This is a genomic window from Pseudomonas sp. PDM21 (genome assembly GCF_014852505.2).
Classification (GTDB): domain Bacteria; phylum Pseudomonadota; class Gammaproteobacteria; order Pseudomonadales; family Pseudomonadaceae; genus Pseudomonas.
This window is the reverse complement of the sequence record NZ_CM181223.1, coordinates 982,565-999,774: the sequence shown is the minus strand read 5'-3', so window position 1 is coordinate 999,774 and position 17,210 is coordinate 982,565. Positions and strand designations below refer to the sequence as shown.

The 17,210-nt window shown below is 62.6% G+C and carries 18 protein-coding genes; 5 read left to right on the top strand and 13 right to left on the bottom strand.

The window, feature by feature from the left end:
• The first annotated feature begins 41 nt into the window (after nt 1-41).
• The gene (gene coaE, locus IB275_RS04870; protein ID WP_081517370.1) at nt 42-650 is read left to right on the top strand and encodes a dephospho-CoA kinase; all 609 of its coding nucleotides are present in this window, start codon (nt 42-44) and stop codon (nt 648-650) included.
• Nucleotides 647-850: a DNA gyrase inhibitor YacG gene (yacG, locus tag IB275_RS04865; RefSeq protein WP_138212199.1), complete on the top strand. Its 204-nt coding sequence runs from the start codon at nt 647-649 to the stop codon at nt 848-850. The genes coaE and yacG overlap by 4 nt, the downstream gene beginning before the upstream one ends.
• Nucleotides 851-901: 51 nt before the next feature.
• Here the strand turns inward: yacG and IB275_RS04860 are convergent, their stop codons facing one another.
• From IB275_RS04860 to IB275_RS04850, 3 genes are all read right to left on the bottom strand, one after another.
• Entirely contained in the window at nt 902-1,117 is a 216-nt protein-coding gene (locus tag IB275_RS04860; RefSeq protein WP_192290162.1) for a hypothetical protein, read from the bottom strand.
• Nucleotides 1,118-1,224: 107 nt separating this feature from the next.
• The gene (locus IB275_RS04855; protein WP_138212197.1) at nt 1,225-1,914 is read right to left on the bottom strand and encodes an energy-coupling factor ABC transporter permease; all 690 of its coding nucleotides are present in this window, start codon (nt 1,912-1,914) and stop codon (nt 1,225-1,227) included.
• Nucleotides 1,911-2,345, bottom strand: coding sequence for an FAD/FMN-containing dehydrogenase (locus IB275_RS04850; protein ID WP_192290647.1), 435 nt, complete (start codon nt 2,343-2,345; stop codon nt 1,911-1,913). The genes IB275_RS04855 and IB275_RS04850 overlap by 4 nt, the downstream gene beginning before the upstream one ends.
• A gap of 121 nt (nt 2,346-2,466) precedes the next feature.
• Between IB275_RS04850 and IB275_RS04845 the strand changes: the two genes are divergently transcribed.
• The 3 genes from IB275_RS04845 (at nt 2,467) to IB275_RS04835 (ending at nt 4,713) form a co-directional block, all read left to right on the top strand.
• Nucleotides 2,467-3,096 (top strand): DUF1780 domain-containing protein, encoded by a 630-nt coding sequence (locus IB275_RS04845; protein WP_138526812.1) that lies wholly within the window; start codon nt 2,467-2,469, stop codon nt 3,094-3,096.
• A gap of 94 nt (nt 3,097-3,190) precedes the next feature.
• Nucleotides 3,191-3,361 carry a DUF3094 family protein gene (locus tag IB275_RS04840; RefSeq protein ID WP_192290164.1) on the top strand — a complete coding sequence of 57 codons (171 nt, stop codon included), beginning with the start codon at nt 3,191-3,193 and terminating at the stop codon, nt 3,359-3,361.
• Nucleotides 3,362-3,414: 53 nt separating this feature from the next.
• Entirely contained in the window at nt 3,415-4,713 is a 1,299-nt protein-coding gene (locus IB275_RS04835) for an NAD(P)/FAD-dependent oxidoreductase (RefSeq protein WP_192290165.1), read from the top strand.
• A gap of 221 nt (nt 4,714-4,934) precedes the next feature.
• Here the strand turns inward: IB275_RS04835 and cyoE are convergent, their stop codons facing one another.
• The 10 genes from cyoE to IB275_RS04785 form a co-directional block, all read right to left on the bottom strand.
• A complete protein-coding gene (gene cyoE / locus IB275_RS04830) occupies nt 4,935-5,822 on the bottom strand; it encodes a heme o synthase (RefSeq protein ID WP_081517366.1) in 888 nt (295 codons plus the stop codon).
• Nucleotides 5,823-5,833: 11 nt separating this feature from the next.
• The gene (gene cyoD / locus IB275_RS04825) at nt 5,834-6,196 is read right to left on the bottom strand and encodes a cytochrome o ubiquinol oxidase subunit IV (protein ID WP_081517365.1); all 363 of its coding nucleotides are present in this window, start codon (nt 6,194-6,196) and stop codon (nt 5,834-5,836) included.
• Complete coding sequence (gene cyoC, locus IB275_RS04820; protein ID WP_081517364.1) at nt 6,196-6,837, bottom strand: cytochrome o ubiquinol oxidase subunit III; 642 nt, start codon at nt 6,835-6,837, stop codon at nt 6,196-6,198. Before cyoC ends, cyoD begins: the two co-directional genes overlap by 1 nt.
• Nucleotides 6,838-6,841: 4 nt before the next feature.
• On the bottom strand, nt 6,842-8,824 hold the full coding sequence (gene cyoB / locus IB275_RS04815; protein WP_192290166.1) for a cytochrome o ubiquinol oxidase subunit I: 1,983 nt from the start codon (nt 8,822-8,824) through the stop codon (nt 6,842-6,844).
• 6 nt (nt 8,825-8,830) lie between these two features.
• Nucleotides 8,831-9,826 carry a ubiquinol oxidase subunit II gene (cyoA, locus tag IB275_RS04810; RefSeq protein WP_081517362.1) on the bottom strand — a complete coding sequence of 332 codons (996 nt, stop codon included), beginning with the start codon at nt 9,824-9,826 and terminating at the stop codon, nt 8,831-8,833.
• A 925-nt stretch (nt 9,827-10,751) separates the two neighbouring features.
• A complete protein-coding gene (locus IB275_RS04805; RefSeq protein WP_318652548.1) occupies nt 10,752-11,738 on the bottom strand; it encodes a TolC family protein in 987 nt (328 codons plus the stop codon).
• 8 nt (nt 11,739-11,746) lie between these two features.
• Nucleotides 11,747-12,436: a type I secretion system permease/ATPase gene (locus IB275_RS04800; RefSeq protein ID WP_192290170.1), complete on the bottom strand. Its 690-nt coding sequence runs from the start codon at nt 12,434-12,436 to the stop codon at nt 11,747-11,749.
• Between the two features lie 209 nt (nt 12,437-12,645).
• Complete coding sequence (locus IB275_RS04795; protein ID WP_192290172.1) at nt 12,646-13,023, bottom strand: OmpA family protein; 378 nt, start codon at nt 13,021-13,023, stop codon at nt 12,646-12,648.
• Nucleotides 12,998-13,573, bottom strand: a complete 576-nt coding sequence (locus IB275_RS04790; protein ID WP_192290174.1) for a hypothetical protein — start codon at nt 13,571-13,573, stop codon at nt 12,998-13,000. Before IB275_RS04790 ends, IB275_RS04795 begins: the two co-directional genes overlap by 26 nt.
• A 102-nt stretch (nt 13,574-13,675) precedes the next feature.
• The gene (locus tag IB275_RS04785; protein ID WP_192290176.1) at nt 13,676-16,894 is read right to left on the bottom strand and encodes an Ig-like domain-containing protein; all 3,219 of its coding nucleotides are present in this window, start codon (nt 16,892-16,894) and stop codon (nt 13,676-13,678) included.
• Between the last annotated feature and the right edge of the window lie 316 nt (nt 16,895-17,210).

The window sequence follows — 17,210 nt, the reverse complement described above, 5'->3', positions numbered from 1 at the left end:
GGCGCATCTGGACGGCCACCGGGCCGGCTGAAAGGAGAACCATGAAACCCTGGATCCTGGGCCTCACCGGCGGTATCGGCAGCGGCAAAAGTGCCGCCGCCGAGCACTTCGCCTCACTGGGCATACACATGGTCGACGCCGACCACGCTGCGCGCTGGGTGGTGGAACCCGGCCGTCCTGCCCTGGCGAAGATCGTCGAGCGCTTCGGCGAAGCCATGTTGCTGCCGGACGGCCAGCTCAACCGCGCCGCTCTGCGCGAGCGCATCTTCAAGGCCGAAGACGAGCGCCGCTGGCTGGAACAGCTGCTGCACCCGCTGATCGGCCAGGAGATCGCCAGCAACCTGGCGCAGGCGCAATCACCCTACGCCATCCTGGTCTCGCCGCTGCTGGTGGAGTCCGGGCAGCACCGCATGACCCAGCGCGTGCTGGTGGTGGATACCCCCGAACACCTGCAACTGGAGCGCACCATGCGCCGCGACCAGGTGTCCGAAGAACAGGTCCGCTCGATTCTCAAGGCCCAGGCCTTGCGCGACGACCGACTCAAGCACGCGGACGACGTGCTGCTCAACGATGGCGACCTCGGCCACCTGCACCAGCAGGTCGAGCGTCTGCATCAGTTCTATCTAGGCCTGCGTGGAGGACAACCATGAGCCAACCCCTGACCGTGGAATGCCCCACCTGCGGCGCCCCCGTGGAGTGGAGCGCCAAGAGCGAGTTCCGCCCCTTCTGTTCGCATCGCTGCAAGCTGATCGACCTCGGCGCCTGGGCGGCGGAAGATCACGCCATCCCCGGCGACAATCTCGAGGACGAGCTGTTCTCCGGCGATCTGGAGAATCCGCGCGGACATTGAAGCGGCGCCCCCAAACCAGTAAAAAGGCCCGCCTCTGCGGGCCTTTTTCGTTCAGGGGCGCATGAAGCTGTAGTCCCGCTCCTCGTCCAGGTTGTCGGCGAGGAAATGCAGCTCATGCCCCAGGTCTTCCTGCGTGCGGACTTGCGCGTTGGCCTGCACGACTGCGCTGAGCAGAGCACGCACGACCAGTTGCGGGTCCTGGCCTGCCGCCTCGGCTTCGATCAGCAGTTCGTGGAGGCGTTGTTCGGCCCAGCTGTGAATGCTCATCGGCAATCTCCTTGCGAATGGGGGGCCAAGCTTCCCTGATCCTGGGAGGTTACCGAACTGACCTGGATCAAACCGCGGCGGCCATGGGCCTCGCAGATGGTCGAACATCAGCGCGGTTCATCGTCATCCTTCCACGGCGCCTGCAGGTACCGCGTGCGGTTGAAGGTCTCCAGCCAGTCCGGATAGAAGACCACCAGCCCGGTGACGATGGTGCCGTTGATGAAGGCTTCAGGGAACATGATCAGCCAGAGGTAACCGATGAAGTCCTCGATCCATGGCGGCATCGGGAACAGCCCGTCCATCCACAGCAGGCCAAGGCCCAGCAGCAGGCTGCACACCGCCGCCAGCGCCGCCGGGAAGAAACCCGAGCAGAAGATGTAGACGAACAGGTTCCGCGGCTGCCGGCGCTCGACGAAGATCGCCGCCAGCTCGGTGATGACCACTGGGATCAGCACCAGCAGGATGCCGTTGACGCCGAGGGCGGCCCAGTCCTGCCGGCCGATGGCGCACAACCCCAGCTGCGCGACCAGGCCGACCAGCACCGCCAGCGGCCAGTCCAGCAGCAGCGTCACCGCGGTCATGCCGATGAAGTGGAAGGACACCCCGGAAGCGAAGTCGCGCCGCACCAGCCAGAGCAGGAACAACCCGAGCATGGTGCCGAACACCAGGTGCTGGCGGCGGAAGTCGCTGACCAGCTCCAGCCAAGGCGCGCGCCAGATGGCCCAGGCGACGATGGGCAGGTAGATCGCCCAGCCTATCTCCAGGGTTTCTGCGGACAGCAACTGCGCGGCGATCACGGCGCGCCCCGCTCCAGCGCCTGACGCAGCGCTTCAGCCGAGTCGAGCTGATGGGTCGAGACGACCTTGCCCTGTTCGAGTTGCAGCCAGGTCACCGCATCGGCCCGGGCCGGGAAGCGGTTGGCCACGCGTGGCTCGCGGTCGAGCAGCACACGGTAGGAGTAGTCGCGCATGGCGGGAATGGCGAACAGCATCGAGATGGGCGCGGGCATGCGGCTGATGTCGGCAACGAAGGCCGCCTTGCGAGCCTCGAGATAGCCTGACGGGCGCTTGGCCAATGCCGCTTTCACCAGCTTCGAGCTGGCCATGTCGTGGGCGACCAGCAGCACCTTGAGGTCGGCGTTCGCGGTGTAGGGGCTATCGAACTGATCCAGCAGCGTCCAGCCGGTGGCCGGTGACTCCTGCGCCAACGCCACGCTCGCCAGCACCATCAACAGCATCCCGCCCAGCACTCGTCTCACGCTTCCTCCTTGCCCGGAATCGCCAATGATTGGCAACAGTCTACACCGCCATCGTCGCCCGCCTGCGGTTGCCAGCAACTATGCTTGAGGCATGAACGAGTCCGACTATTTGCGCCTGCTGACGCGCCAGGCGGAACAAGCCAACGACTTTCTCTCCAACGCCCGCAAATGGGAGCGGGAGTGCTGGGCCTGCCAGCGCCTGCTGCAGGCGCTGAAGGTGCCGTATCGCCAGGAAGACTTTATCGCGCCCACGCAACAGCCGCCGGATGTGCTGTTCCGCGATGCCACCTTCGAGGTGTTCTTCGTGCTCGACCAGGGCCGCAGGCTCAACGAGGAATGGAAGGAAGAACTGCTGCGCCGGCGCATGGCCCAGAGCCTCAACCAGCTGATCCGCCGTGAGCAGCGGCCGCGACGGATTCCCTGCGCAGAACTGCAGGCGCGCCTGGCGCCGACACTGCGCAAGAAGGCGCACAACTACACCGAGCGCGGCATCGACCCACGCGAGCTGGACCTGCTGGCCTTTGTCAGCCTCAAGCGTGAAACGCCGGACTTCAACACCCCTTTTCCACCACCCACCGAGTACCTGCGCCAGGGTTGGCGCTCGTTGTCGGTGGTCGGCCCGACCTTCGCCCGCGTGCTTTTCGCCCACAGTGACGCGCCGGATTTCCTGCGCGGCAGCCTGGGCCGCAGCATCCTTTTCGACATGGGGGTCGGCCTGTAAATAGGCGCCGACGCAAAGCTGCATTGATCGGCGGCGCATTGAGAGGCCGCCCAAGCCCTACTAGAATGCTTGGCATTATAAACGGAGGCCGCCCATGCCCAGTCGCCTGAGCCCCGAAGACCAGCAGAAGGTCGATCACTACCTCAGCTCTCCCGTTCACCAGGTCCAACGCGCGCCGTTCAAACCCTGGCTGATGATGGGAGCCTTGCTCGCTGTGGTCATCGCCCTGGGTTTGCTGAGCCGCCTCCTGGCCTACCTTGCGTGAGCGCCGTGCCGCCACGGGCCGATACAGGATTCCTTAAGCTATGAGAATGCAACATGTCCCATCGTATCGTGATCGTCGGCGGCGGCGCCGGCGGGCTGGAGCTCGCGACCCGTCTCGGCCGCACCCTGGGTAAAAAGGGCAAGGCGCGTATTACGCTCGTCGACGCCAACCTCACCCATATCTGGAAACCCCTGCTGCACGAAGTCGCCGCCGGCTCGCTCAACTCCTCCGAGGATGAGCTGAACTACGTCGCCCAGGCGAAATGGAACCACTTCGAATTCCAGCTCGGCCGCCTCTGCGGCCTGGACCGCGCGAGCAAGCGCATCCAGCTCGCCGCCACGCTCGACGAGCAGGGCGAGGAGCTGGTGCCGGCGCGCGCCCTGGAGTACGACACCCTGGTCCTGGCCGTCGGCAGCACCACCAATGACTTCGGCACCCAGGGCGCCGCGGACCACTGCATCTTCCTGGATACCCGCGAGCAGGCCGAGCGCTTCCACAAGCAGCTGCTGACCCACTACCTGCGCGCCCACGCCGGGCAGGACAAGGACGACCAGATCAGCGTCGCCATCGTTGGCGCCGGCGCCACCGGCGTCGAGCTGTCCGCCGAGCTGCACCACGCCGCGCAGGAACTGGCGGCCTACGGCCTGACCGGCATCCAGCCACAGAACATGCGTATCACCCTGATCGAGGCCGGCCCGCGCGTGCTGCCGGCCCTTCCCGAACGCATCAGTCGCCCGGTGCACCAGACGCTGGAGAAGCTCGGCGTGCGCGTGCTCACCGGTTCGGCCGTGCAGGAAGTCACCGCAGAAGGCCTGCGTACGGCGGTGGGCGAGTTCATTCCGGCGAGCCTGAAGGTCTGGGCGGCGGGTATCCGCGCGCCGAGCCTGCTCAAGGAGATCGACGGCCTGGAGACCAACCGCATCAACCAGCTGGTGGTCCGCCCTACCCTGCAGACCACCCGCGACGACAACGTCTTCGCCTTCGGTGACTGTGCCGCCTGCCCCATGGGCGATGGCAGCGAACGCACCGTACCGCCGCGCGCCCAGGCAGCGCACCAACAGGCCTCGCTGCTGGCCAAGGCCATTGTCGCGCGCCTGGAGGGCAAGCCGCTGCCGGAGTACCGCTACACCGACTACGGCTCACTGATCTCGCTGTCGCGCTTCAGTGCAGTGGGTAACCTGATGGGTAACCTGATGGGTAGCGTGAAGCTCGAAGGCTGGCTGGCGCGGATGTTCTACGTGTCGCTGTACCGCATGCACCAGATGGCGTTGTACGGACCGTTCCGCACGGCGCTGCTGATGATTGCGGATCGGATCGGGCGCAGCACCGAGCCGCGCTTGAAGCTGCACTGAGGCTTGAACCCATCGGCGTATAACGCCTTCGCCGTTATCCGCCCCACGCCAGGGCGGATCCCGGTGCAGGGCGCAAGACACGCAGCGCTATCCGCCATGATGGCTATCGCTTCGCTCCACGCCGTCTTACGGGCCTGCCCAGTACCGTTCAGCTCGCTCCTGCGAACAGCCAATAAAAAAGCCGCCCCGAAGGGCGGCTTTTTCGTTGCAGCAGAGCAGCCTTACAGCGCCGCCAGCATCGACTGGGCCGGGATGGCCTGGAAGTCGATGGACATCATCAGGCTCAGCACGCTGATCGCGATGATGGAGAAAGCGAACAGCTGGCGGGCCCAACGGCGGTCGTCTTCGGCACTGAAGCCTTTCACCGCGATGAACAGCCACCAGGCGCTGACGGCCAGCGCCACCACCAGGTACCCGTAGCCGGCGAAGCCGGTCACGGTCAGCAGCAGGGTCGCAAGACCAAAGGCCACGACGTAGTAGAGGATCTGCTTCTTGGTCGCTTCAATGCCGCGCTCCACCGGCAGCACGGGAATCCCGGCGGCGCGGTAGTCGTTGAGGCGGAAGATCGCGATGGCGTAGCTGTGCGGCATCTGCCAGAGGCAGAAGATCAGCAGCAGCACCGCCGCGCCCATGTCGAAGTGACCGCTGGCGGCGCAGTAGCCCACCACCGGCGGCATGGCTCCGGAGAGACTGCCGACCAGCGTGCCGTAGACCGAACTGCGCTTGAGCCAGAGGCTGTAGAGCACGACATAGACGAAGAAGCCGAACGCGGCGAGCAGGGTCGCCTGCACGTTGGTCTTCCACGCCAGCAGGCCGAAGCCTGCCGCGCCGAGGACCACGCCGTGGGCCAGGGCGGCCTTCAGCGAGATCTGCCCGGTCACGGTGACACGGCTGCGGGTACGCTCCATGAAGCGATCGATGTCGCGGTCGATGCAGTTGTTGAACACACAACCGCTGGCAACGACCAGGGACAGGCCGATCACGGTGGCCAGCAGCAGCATCGGGTCAACGCTGCCGCGGGCGGCGAGGAAGTATCCCCCCGCTACCGCGATCAGGTTTCCGAAGATGATGCCCGGCTTGGCGACCAGGAGATAACGCTTGAGTTTCACGGCATCGGCCCTCAGGGCATCGGCATCATCAGGGTGTCTGCGGTGTAGATGATCCACAGCGACAGACCGACCACCAGCAGGATGATGATGGCGGTGAAGATGAATGCCATGACGTTCCAGCGACCTTCGGAGCTGAAGTTCATGTGCAGGAAGCAGATCAGGTGCACGACGACCTGAACCAGGCCCAGGATCACCATGGTCAGCAGGGTGGCGTGACGCGAGAAGCCACCGTCGATGACCATGTAGAACGGGATCGCAGTCAGGATCACCGAGAGCACGAAGCCGATGGCGTACGAGCCCAGGCTGCCGTGACCGGCGCCGTGATCGCCGTGGCCGGCACCGTGGGAGTCGTGATGATGTGCAGCAGCGGTCATTACAGAGCCCCCATCAGGTAGACGACGGTGAAGACGCAGATCCAGACGATGTCCAGGAAGTGCCAGAACAGGCTCAGGCACATCATGCGGGTGTTGTTCTGCGCGGTCAGGCCACGGGTGCCGATCTGCGCCATCAGCACCAGCATCCACAGCAGGCCGGCACTTACGTGCAGGCCGTGCATGCCGACCAGGGTGAAGAAGGACGACAGGAAGGCGCTGCGGCTCGGGCCGAAGCCTTCGACGATCAGGTGATGGAACTCGTTGAGTTCCATGCCGATGAACGCGGCACCGCAGAGGAAGGTCACGCCCAGCCAGGCGATGGCCTTGCCCTTGGCACCCTTGTGCGCAGCCAGCATGGCCAGGCCGTAGGTGCAGGAGGAGATCAGCAGGATCGCGGTTTCGACAGCCACGTAGGGCAGTTCGAAGATGTCCTTGCCGCTCGGGCCGCCGGCCGTGTGGTTGACCAGCACGGCGTAGGTGGCGAAGACGCTCGCGAACAGGATGCAGTCGGTCATCAGGTACAGCCAGAAGCCGAAGACCGTCATGCCGCCGCTGTCGTGGGCGTGCTCGTCATGGTGAGCATGGTCTTGCGCCGCTTGGTGCGCATCAACCACGTGTTGATTCAGTACTGCCGTCGACATGGTTTTATACCTGCTGCGCGGTGGCGAGTTTCTGGAAGTTGGCGTTCTCGATGCGCTCGATCTCATCCGGCTGGACGTAGTAGTCCACGTCGGTGACGTAGCTGCGCGCGATGACCGAAGCGATCATGCCGACGAAGCCAACACCTACCAGCCACCAGATGTGCCAGATGGCAGCGAAGCCGAAGATGAAGGCGAACACGGCGATGGAGAAGCCAGCGGCGGTGTTCTTCGGCATGTGGATCGGCGCGTAGGCCGGCAGCTTGCGGTACGCGGTACCGGTCTGCTTCATGTCGTGGAACGCGTCGATGTCGTTGACCTTCGGCAGTTCGGCGAAGTTGTAGTACGGCGGCGGCGAGGAAGTGGACCATTCCAGGGTACGGCCACCCCACGGGTCGCCAGTCAGGTCGGCCAGCTTCTCGCGGTTCTTGATCGAGACGAACAGCTGGATCAGTTGGCAGGCGATACCGAAGAAGATCAGCACGGCGCCGCAGAACGCCACCACCATGTACGGCTGCCACATCGGGTTTTCGTAGTGGTTCAGGCGACGGGTCATGCCCATGAAGCCGAGGATGTACAGCGGCATGAAGGCCATGTAGAAGCCGACCAGCCAGCACCAGAAGGAACGCTTGCCCCACTTCTCGTCCAGCTTGAAGCCGAAGGCTTTCGGGAACCAGAAGACGAAGCCGGCCAGGTAGCCGAACACCGCACCACCGATGATGGTGTTGTGGAAGTGAGCGATCAGGAACAGGCTGTTGTGCAGCAGGTAGTCAGCACCCGGAATGGCCAGCAGAACGCCGGTCATGCCACCGATGGTGAAGGTGACGATGAAGCCCAGGGTCCACAGGATCGGGGTGTCGAAGCGCAGGCGGCCACGGTAGATGGTGAACAGCCAGTTGAACAGTTTCACCCCGGTCGGGATGGAGATCAGCATGGTCGCAACGCCGAAGAAGCCGTTGACGTCGCCGCCCGAACCCATGGTGAAGAAGTGGTGCAGCCACACGGTGAAGCCGAGGAAGGTGATCGCGGCGCTCGCCCACACCATCGAGGTGTAGCCGAACATGCGCTTGCCAGCGAAGGTCGCGGTGACTTCGGAGAAGATACCGAAAGCCGGCAGGATCAGGATGTACACCTCAGGATGGCCCCAGGCCCAGAAGAGGTTGATGTACATCATGGCGTTGCCGCCCAGCTCGTTGGTGAAGAAGTGCATGTCGAAGTAACGGTCCAGCGACAGCAGGCCCAGGGCCGCGGTCAGGATCGGGAACGACGCAACGATCAGGATGTTGGCGAAGGTGCAGGTCCAGGTGAAGATCGGCATCTGCATCAGCTTCATGCCGGGGGTACGCATCTTGAACACGGTCACCAGGAAGTTGATACCCGTGAGCAAAGTACCCATACCCGATATCTGTAGAGCCCAGATGTAGTAGTCCACACCCACGCCCGGGCTGTAGGCCAGCTCGGACAGCGGCGGGTACGCGACCCAGCCGGTACGGGCGAACTCGCCCAGGCCCAGCGAGACGTTCACCAGCATGGCGCTGACGACCAGCAGCCAGAAGCTCAGGGAGTTCAGGAAGGGGAACGCCACGTCGCGCGCGCCGATCTGCAGCGGCACGGCCAGGTTCATCAGACCGGTCATGAAGGGCATGGCCATGAAGATGATCATGATCACGCCGTGAGCGGTGAAGATCTGGTCGTAGTGTTCCGGCGGCAGGTAGCCGTGGTTGGCGCCTTCAGCCAGCGCGAGCTGGCCGCGCATCATGATGGCGTCGGCGAAGCCGCGCAGGAGCATGACCAGGGCGACGATGATGTACATCACGCCGATTTTCTTGTGGTCGATGGACGTCAGCCATTCGGTCCACAGGTAGGTCCACTTGCGGTAGTAGGTGATCGCGCCGAACACACCGAGGCCCAACAGGGCGACGACGGCCAGCGTGATGACGATGATCGGCTCGTGATACGGCACGGCCGACAGTGTCAGTTTCCCGAACATCTGCGGTTACTCCTGGCTCGGATTCGTTTGCATGCCAGGCATGCCTTGCATGTTGCTCATGTCGTGGCCCGCCATGGCAGTCTCGTCATGTGCTGCTTCGCCGTGCTCGCCCTTCTCGGCCTGTTCTTTGGCTTCGTGGGCCTTGGCCATCGCGTGGCCAGCGTGTTCCCACTTGTTCAGCACGTGGGAGAACAGCTCGGGGCTGACGGTTGCGAAGTAGGTCGCCGGGACGTTCTCGGTCGGCTTGACCAGCTCCGGGTACTGATCCAGGTTCAGGGTCTGCTGCGAGGCCTTGACCTTCGCGACCCAATCCTGGAAGCCCTGCTCGGAGGTGGAAATGGCCTTGAACTTCATGCCCGAGAAGCCGCCGCCGCTGTAGTTCGCGGAGATGCCGTCGAACACGCCTTCTTCGTTGGCGATCAGGTGCAGCTTGGTCATCATTCCGGCCATGGAGTAGATCTGGCTGCCCAGCTGCGGAATGAAGAAGGAGTTCATCACCGAATCCGAGGTGATCTGGAAGTTCACCGGGGTGTCTTTCGGGAAGGCGATTTCGTTGACGGTGGCGATACCCTGTTCCGGGTAGATGAACAGCCACTTCCAGTCCAGCGAGATGGCCTGGATGGTCACCGGCTTGACCTCGGAGTCCAGCGGACGATACGGGTCCAGCTTGTGGGTGCTCTCCCAGGTGATCCAACCGAGGATGGCGATGATCACGCAGGGAACCAGCCATACCACCAGCTCGATCTTGGTCGAGTGAGACCAGTCCGGCATGTAGGTGGCCTTGGTGTTCGAAGCCCGGTATTTCCAGGCGAACCCGAAGGTCATCAGGATGACCGGCACCACCACGATCAGCATCAGCAGGGTTGCCGTGATGATCAGGGACTTCTCGTCAGCGCCGACCTGCCCTTTCGGGTCGAACAGCGCCATGTTGCAACCACCGAGCATCAGCATCGGCAGCAGCGCAAGTCTCTTCAAAATTCCTGTGTACTGCTCTTTTTTCATCTTGCGGCCTTAGTGGATGAAAATCGCTTCACCGCCCACGAGCCTTCGCCACGCATTGCTCGACGACTCGTTACCCGCGACTTTTCCAAGCCGCCTGCCAGGGCTGTCATGGATTCACGAACGCGGCCGCACGGATTCCAGGCAAAGGGAGCTCGCCCGGTCTTCGCGATGCGAAACCGATTTCGTCAGCTGATTCGTTCCGTGTTATTCAGCGTGTGGTGTCTGGACTGGCGGCTCGTTGAAGCGCGCGCGTCGCACACCGGATGCACGAGCGGATTGCCCGACTCGTCTTGATGACAGGAGCCCACCGATGGCAGCCCCCTGTTGTTATGCCGCTGCACCGAAGGGTGAGCACTGGCTTTGATCTACGTCAGTGCGACTCAGCGATTTGGGGGTAGGAAATGGACGGCGGGTATTACAAAGCATTTCAGAAACCCCTTTCAAGGCCCATTCTGCCCATTTTTAACAAGATATTTTCTCAGCCAGAGAAACAGTCCCGGACAAAATCGCTCACAAAACAACCAATTCACAGGAGTTGTGCAGGGTTATTCCCTCCCTGCCAGGGGCTTGCACGGGCGTGCCATGGGAATGTGTCAGAACCATGAAGGACGGGCCTTTCAGCACGCTTTCCCAGGGTTTCGAAAACGCCTCAACGCCTTTGGCAAAGACCTTGCCATGACGGCAATCAAGAACCTTTGCGAAAGTCGCGAACTCCCCCTGCGCACCCTGCGACACATCGACGCACAGCGACTTTAGCAAGGGGCAAAGTCATTCAAATTATGACGATCGTGCGGGACGACCAAAGTTCTCTCCTCGGCATATCCGTCTCAATGCAGAGACGTTACGAGCCTCCATGGCCACCGAAGCGGACATGCCGGGAGGATAGAAAGGGACAGGCGGGAAGGTCGTTGCGACGACTGTTTGATCAGCGGCTGGCGGCTTCGCTGCCCGGCGCCAGCCAGGCCAGCAGGCCGCTGGTTTCAGCACGGACGCGCAGGTCCGAGGCCTTGGCGCTGTAGTAGGTGTCAGAAGCTGCGATCTGCTGCGAGTAGTAGTCGTTCTCGGCGATCAGCACATCGAGCAGAGTGCGCTTGCCCAGGTGGTACCACTGGTCATAGAACATCTTGCGTACGCGATCAGACTCCGCCAGCAGCTCCTTGTAGTCGCCCACGCGGGAAGCCGACAGGTCACGTTGCTCGACCAGGTTGCGGATGCGGTACTCCGACTCACGACGGGTCGCCTCCATCTTCTGCTCCGCCGCATCGGCGCGAGCATAGGCCGCACGCTGAGCCGCTGAAGCCGAACCGCCGGAGAACGCCTGCCACTCCACAGCCAGGCCGGTCGACCAGGGCTCCTTGTTGTCGAGCATGTTGTTGCCGGTGTTGCGCCCCACCACCCAGTTCAGCCTCGGCATGCGCGAGGACTTCACCGACTCGGCGCTGGCCAGGGCCGCCTCCTTCTCCCACTTGGCCTGGCGCAGGGCGGGCTGGTCGCCCATCTGCTCCAGCGCCTGGTCCAGGCCGATGGGCGACCAGTCCCACTTGGCGTTCTGCGGCACCGTCACATCCGTGCCGACCAGCTTGGCCAGGGTGGTCTTCTGCTCCTGCAGCTTCGACTGCACCATGTCGCGGGCGGTTTCCGCCTGCAGCAGACGCGCACGCGCCTGGGTCACTTCGCTGCGGCGACCAGGGTCCACCTCGGCGATCTGCCCCAGCATGTTCACCAGCTCGCGCATCCGCGCCACGTAGCGGTCGCTGATCTCCAGCGCCTCCTGCTGGTGAGCCAGCTCAACGAGGCCCGACGCCGTATTGTAGGCAACCGACACCTCGGCCTGGCCCTTGGCCTCCTCCTGCGCATTCGCGGTCTTGCTGCGGCTATCGATGTTGTTCCTGATGGCGCCGAAGTCATACACCGGCGTGACTAAGCCCGGACCTGCCGCGAGGTGAACTCGAAGGCGATCGCCAGGACCACGCCGGCCGTCAGCGACCACAGGGTGACGTAGGCCTGGTTCGGCACGACCCGGTCGTACACGTTCATGATGAAGAAGGTGCTGGCCAGCGCCAGGATGTTGATCAGGACAGTCGAGAGTGCCGCGCTGTAATAGAAGCGACGGTAGTTCCAGAGGGTGGAGAACAACCAGTGACCCTTGCCCTCTTCTGCCCTGGGGATCTCGGTGCGCGCATCGGGCGCTGACTTCGGGCGAGCCAGCAGCGCGTAGCCCAGGTAGTTCTCCTGCAGCTCCGCCGCACTCATGGTGATGCTGCCGCCACCGGCCTCCGGCACCACCAGTTCGAACTCCTCGCCATGGCGGGCGACCAGGATGCGCGCCTCGCCATTACGGAACAGCAGCATCAGGGGGAACAGATAGGAAGACAGCTCGGCGGGACGGCGCTTGACCCAGCCAGCGCCGATGCCGGCCTGCTCAAGCATGCGCGTCACCAGGCTGGGACGCAGTTTGTGGTCACGCGGCAGGCCGGCGTAGAGCGACTCGAGCGTGGTCGGGCGCTCGAAGTGATCGCACAACCAGCGCACCCCTGCCAGCAGGCTGTCACTTTGGGAAGAAACGCCGAGATCGACTTCGGCAGTCGCGGGCGCAGTAGTGGGATTCATGAGCACACCTTCATGGGAGAAGTTGTGCGCATGTTAGAAATGCGCCCTTCCGTGCGGCATCAGAAAAGCCTGATTGGCTTGACTTACGCTTCCCACACCGGATTAGCCGCATTGCACCACTATAGGAAGACGGTGACAGGGGGCGAAAAAACATCGCCGGGGCCGCGTATCACAAGCGCGGCCCCGGCGAGAAGGACAGGTTGGAATAGTTAGCGAAGGGCTTGCCAGTCACCCTGCTGCCCCTGAATCACCAGCTCGACACGACGGTTGGGCGAATTGCAGGCGATGTTCGCGGCATTTCGGGTGGTACCGCAGCTCACCACCGGCTCGGAGCTGCTGCGGCCACTGATGTGGACCAGCAGGCTCTGGAGGCCCAGCTCCAACAGGACCTTGCGGACAGTTTCGGCGCGGCGCTGCGACAGCAACGGGTTGGCCTGGGCCTTGCCGATCGGGTCGGCATGGCCGACGACCTCGATGCCGGTGACATTCTGGCTCTTGCCCTTGATCTCCTGCACCACCTGGCGCAGTTGCGCATGGCCCTCAGCGGTGCGGTCGTTGTAGTCACTCTTGCCGAACCTGAACAGCATGTCGCTGCGAAGGGTCAGTCAGGCACGGCACCACGGAGCCGGAGCGGCTGATGACGTGAATCTGCTGGCGCACACCTTCCAGGCTCTGCTCGGCGTCACGGCCGGTGTGTACGATCGGGGTGCTGCCGGTGAGCGAGGCCTCCAGGACGTAGGTCTGGCCGCCGTCGAGCTTGGCGTAGCTCTGCGGGTTGCGCTTGCCGGTGTACAGCGGCGCATCGCCAATGTAGGACTCCACCGAGTGTTCTCCCGCGGGGATGCAGAACACGGTGTAGCCGCCGGGCATCAGGGCGCTGTGCAGTTGGCCGTCGATGTACACGTGGGCGGCTTCTTTGCCGGCGTCCTTGCCACGGAACATGACGATCTGGGCCTGCTGTTTAACGATGGATTCCACCTTCTGGTAGGTCTCGGCGTAGATGTCGCGGTCGCCGGCGGCGGTGGCGGCCAGGCTCAGCGGAGTGTGGAAGCTGGTGAGGACGGGCAGGGCCGCGAAGGCCAGGGGCCACTGGCGCTTGGCTTTCGCCTTGGCCTTTGCACAAGTGATAGAAGTCATTTGGAGTGTCTCTGGTTGGCTCCGCCGCTGGCGGCGGAGCGAGCAATAGGGTGCGGTGCGGGAGGCGGGATAAGCATCCCGCCTGCCTTTCCAGGGGCTGCGTTAGACGATGGCGACAGTCACGGCCTGCTGGATCAGGACTTCGGCATCCGGGTTGCTGTAGCTGTACACCGGGTAGGTCGAGCCACCGATGGAGGTGGTGCCGACAGCCTGCCAGGCACCCGGCGCGGTGCCGTGGTCGTGCAGGTTGGCCAGCTGGACCTTGTCGCCGGCATCGCCATCGACCATCACCTGAACCTTGCCGCCCTTGCGGAACAGGTCGGTCTCGCCCAGGTACAGCACGTCGTTGAGGGAGATCTTCAACGTGTTGTTGCCGGTGCCGGTGATGTCGAACTTCTCGACGCTGCTGATCTTCGCCTGGTCGTTGTCGCCGATGAGCTGGGTCAGGTTCAGGACCTGGCCCGCGCCGATGAGCCCGAGCGTATCCAGGCCGGAACTGCCGTGGATGTGCGCCGAGTCCTGGGCGAAGTAGGCGACCGGGTCGACGACCATGGAGATGACGTCGTGCTCCACGGTCACCTGCGTTTCCGCAGAGGAGATGCTCGTAACGTGCGTCCCCCCGGACTCGCCGGTGATCTCGATGCGACCGATCTTGTTGCCATCCGTCTCGTAGTAGACCCTCTGGATATCGGTCTGCCCGTAAGGGTTGGTGATACTGAGCGAATCCAGCAGTTTTCCGTCGGTATCAAACACCTTGAGGATCGCGGCATTGCCTTTCTCGATACCAGTGGCGCTCACCTCGACCTTCGAACGAGCCGTGTCAAAAGTTGCAACAGCAGTCTTGCCATCGCCCACGCACATCGAGCCCTGCATGGCATTGACCCAAATGCTACCGGCTGCAGTCTTGGTTGCACGTCCTGAAATGGTGAAACCACCGTCAGCGCTGTGATAACCAACCATTGACGCTTTGTCATCGAAGGCGCGGGTACTAAAGCTCTGCCCATGCCACTCAACCGCCTTGGCAGCGCTGGCCTCGTCGAAGAAGGTTTCCCAGTTGTGGTCGATCAGCTTCTGACCCGACGGGGTGCTGGATGCCAGCGTGGTAATGAAGTTATCCAGCAGCGTGTTGTTGGTACCCCGATAGACCACTGCCTTGCCGACGCTGGTGCCTTCCGATACTGCACAGGAAATCTGCTCGTAGCTGTAGGTACTGCCGCCATTGTTGCTCACGAAGCGGTTGAAGATCAGGTTGCCATTGGTGTCAAACGCCTCCAGCCAGGAGCCGTTTTCGGCAATGGCTTTCTGGGTTTCCAGGTCCCATAGGTGGTAGGCGATGGACTGCATCGGCTGGCCGAAGGTGAAGATCGCCGCCGAATTGCTCATCGGGCTGTCGACCGGATCGATGTACAGGTACGGACTGCCCAGGTTGTGCTGCGTTGCGCTGCGGATGGAGATCGTGCCTTTCGACGACAGCGTGAAGTGACCTTCGTCACTGTGGAAGGCGCCGGTCTTGCCCACATCGTTGGTGAGGGTGTCGTCGTATCCAGGCGCATGGTGGATCTGCTGGAGTTTCAGAGTATCGAGAGCGGTACCCGCACCGACGCCATCGCCGTAGACCTGCACTTTTCCGATGTCCGTGCCAATGGGGACCCTATAACTGAACTTCGCTGAATCCGGTACCCCGGCGCTGCCATCCGCCGGAATCTTCTCATCGAAGAGTACGTTGCCGCTGATGTCGTAAATCACCACGCGCGCGGCTCCCGGATCACCCTGGAGTGCACTGATGTTGAACGCGACATCCGACACCGGCACGGTGAAGTTGAGCTGCTTGCAGTGATTGATATCGCCGTCCATGAGCAGACGGGCACTCCGGCAAGAGACTGCGTCTGAATGGGCGAGCGTGGTATTGGAGGTAATGGTCACCCCGCCGCCCCGGTACACCGGGTCGTTGCCGAAATTGGTCACGTTACGATTCAGGTCATTGATCGCCAGCTTGGTCCAACTCTGTCCCTGGATCGGGAAGGCCGCGCTGGGTGCACCGGTATCCACAACGGCACTGTAGGTGGAACGGTCGAGCTTGAAGCTCACCTTGTCGCCAACGACGAACTCACCGGTGACCTTGCCGCTGATGGTGACGTTGCCCTTGGACTCGACCGAACTGATGGTGTTGTCACTGGTAACGCTGTCGATCGTCAGCTGGATCGACTTGTCATCCGGCCCCGAGTAGTCGGTGATGATGGGGAACGGGTCGGACTTGGCGCGGGTGCTGCTGGCCTGGTCAGTCGCGTCGACGGTGAACTTCTGCTCGCCCTCGCCCAGCGGCGTGGTGGGGGAGTAGCTCCAGTCGACGTTCTTGTCGGCTGTGGCACTGCCGAGTTTGTCACCGTTGTCGTAGACGGTCACGATGGTACCGACTTCGGCCTCGCCGGACAGGGTCAGGATCGAGTCGTCGGTCCTGGCGCCTTCGATCTCGGCGATCGGTACAGTCAGCGGAGGGGTATCGACAACGATGTCGACGACGTCGACCGGAGTGCTGGGCTTGTGACCAGGCGCTTCCTGAGTGATGCCTATGCTATGTGCACCATTGCCGAATTCGAGAGTGAACGACCAGGTGCCATCTGCCGCCACAGTGGTGGAAGCGATTTCCTTACCGTTGTCGAAGACATGTATGACCGAGCCGGGTACGCCGTTACCGGTGATTTCCGGGTGCGTGTCATCGGTCACGTCACCGTTTTGCAGCCGCCCCTGGATCGGACCTATGTCGTCTGTTGCCCTCATGTTGGTCGGGGCAGGACTGGTCGACTGGCCGTGGTGATGACCACTGTCCTGGTTGTGACGGATGATCGCGGCTGCGGTGCCAATACCAGCCAGACCGATCAACCAAGGCCAGACGACGAAACCTGTAGCATCGTCAAATCTGGATGCCAGATAGGGTGAGCCGTTCGCCAGGACATCCCCGCCCACGGCGATTGGGGCGGCATCGCCGTCGGCGAGCAACAGCGGGCCGCCGAAGCCTTCACCATCAGTGCGCACATACGCATAGAGCTGGCCGTCTTCAGCCACGCCGTAAAGCTGGCCGTCCATGTCGTCGGCGAAGAAATCCTCGATGGTCAGGTCGGGCTTGTCGCTACCCTCGAACTGAACCAGCAGATCCTTGCCGACACGCTTGACTGTTACGATCTCCGGCGCGACGTCGCTGTTTTCGACTTGCAGCAGGTACTTGGTACCTGTATGCGCCTTGATTTTCCCACTGGCCTTGACTGCCAGCTTCTTCGCTGCGTTCTCGGTGACGGCTACAAGACCGATACTTTCAATTGCCATTTCAACCCACCTCGAGAAGAACACTTTTTCGAGGGGGTGAGATTAATTTTCTTCCACAATCAATAAGGTCGGAACAATCCAACTAGATGAGCGAGGTTTCTGATTGCGCCAATTCGACAGTAGGAAGTGCCGGTCAACGACCGTCAAGGCCCCGCTTTAGGGCAAAAGGAAGGGAGCGAGCATGGCATGGCATGGCATGGCATGGCATGGCATGGCACCGGAGCGAATCAAGAAAAGGCAGAAATGAAAAGGCCCACCTGAAGGGTGGGCCTTTTCTGTGAAGCGGTATCCCGCTTCAGGCATCCGGGCTGTCCGG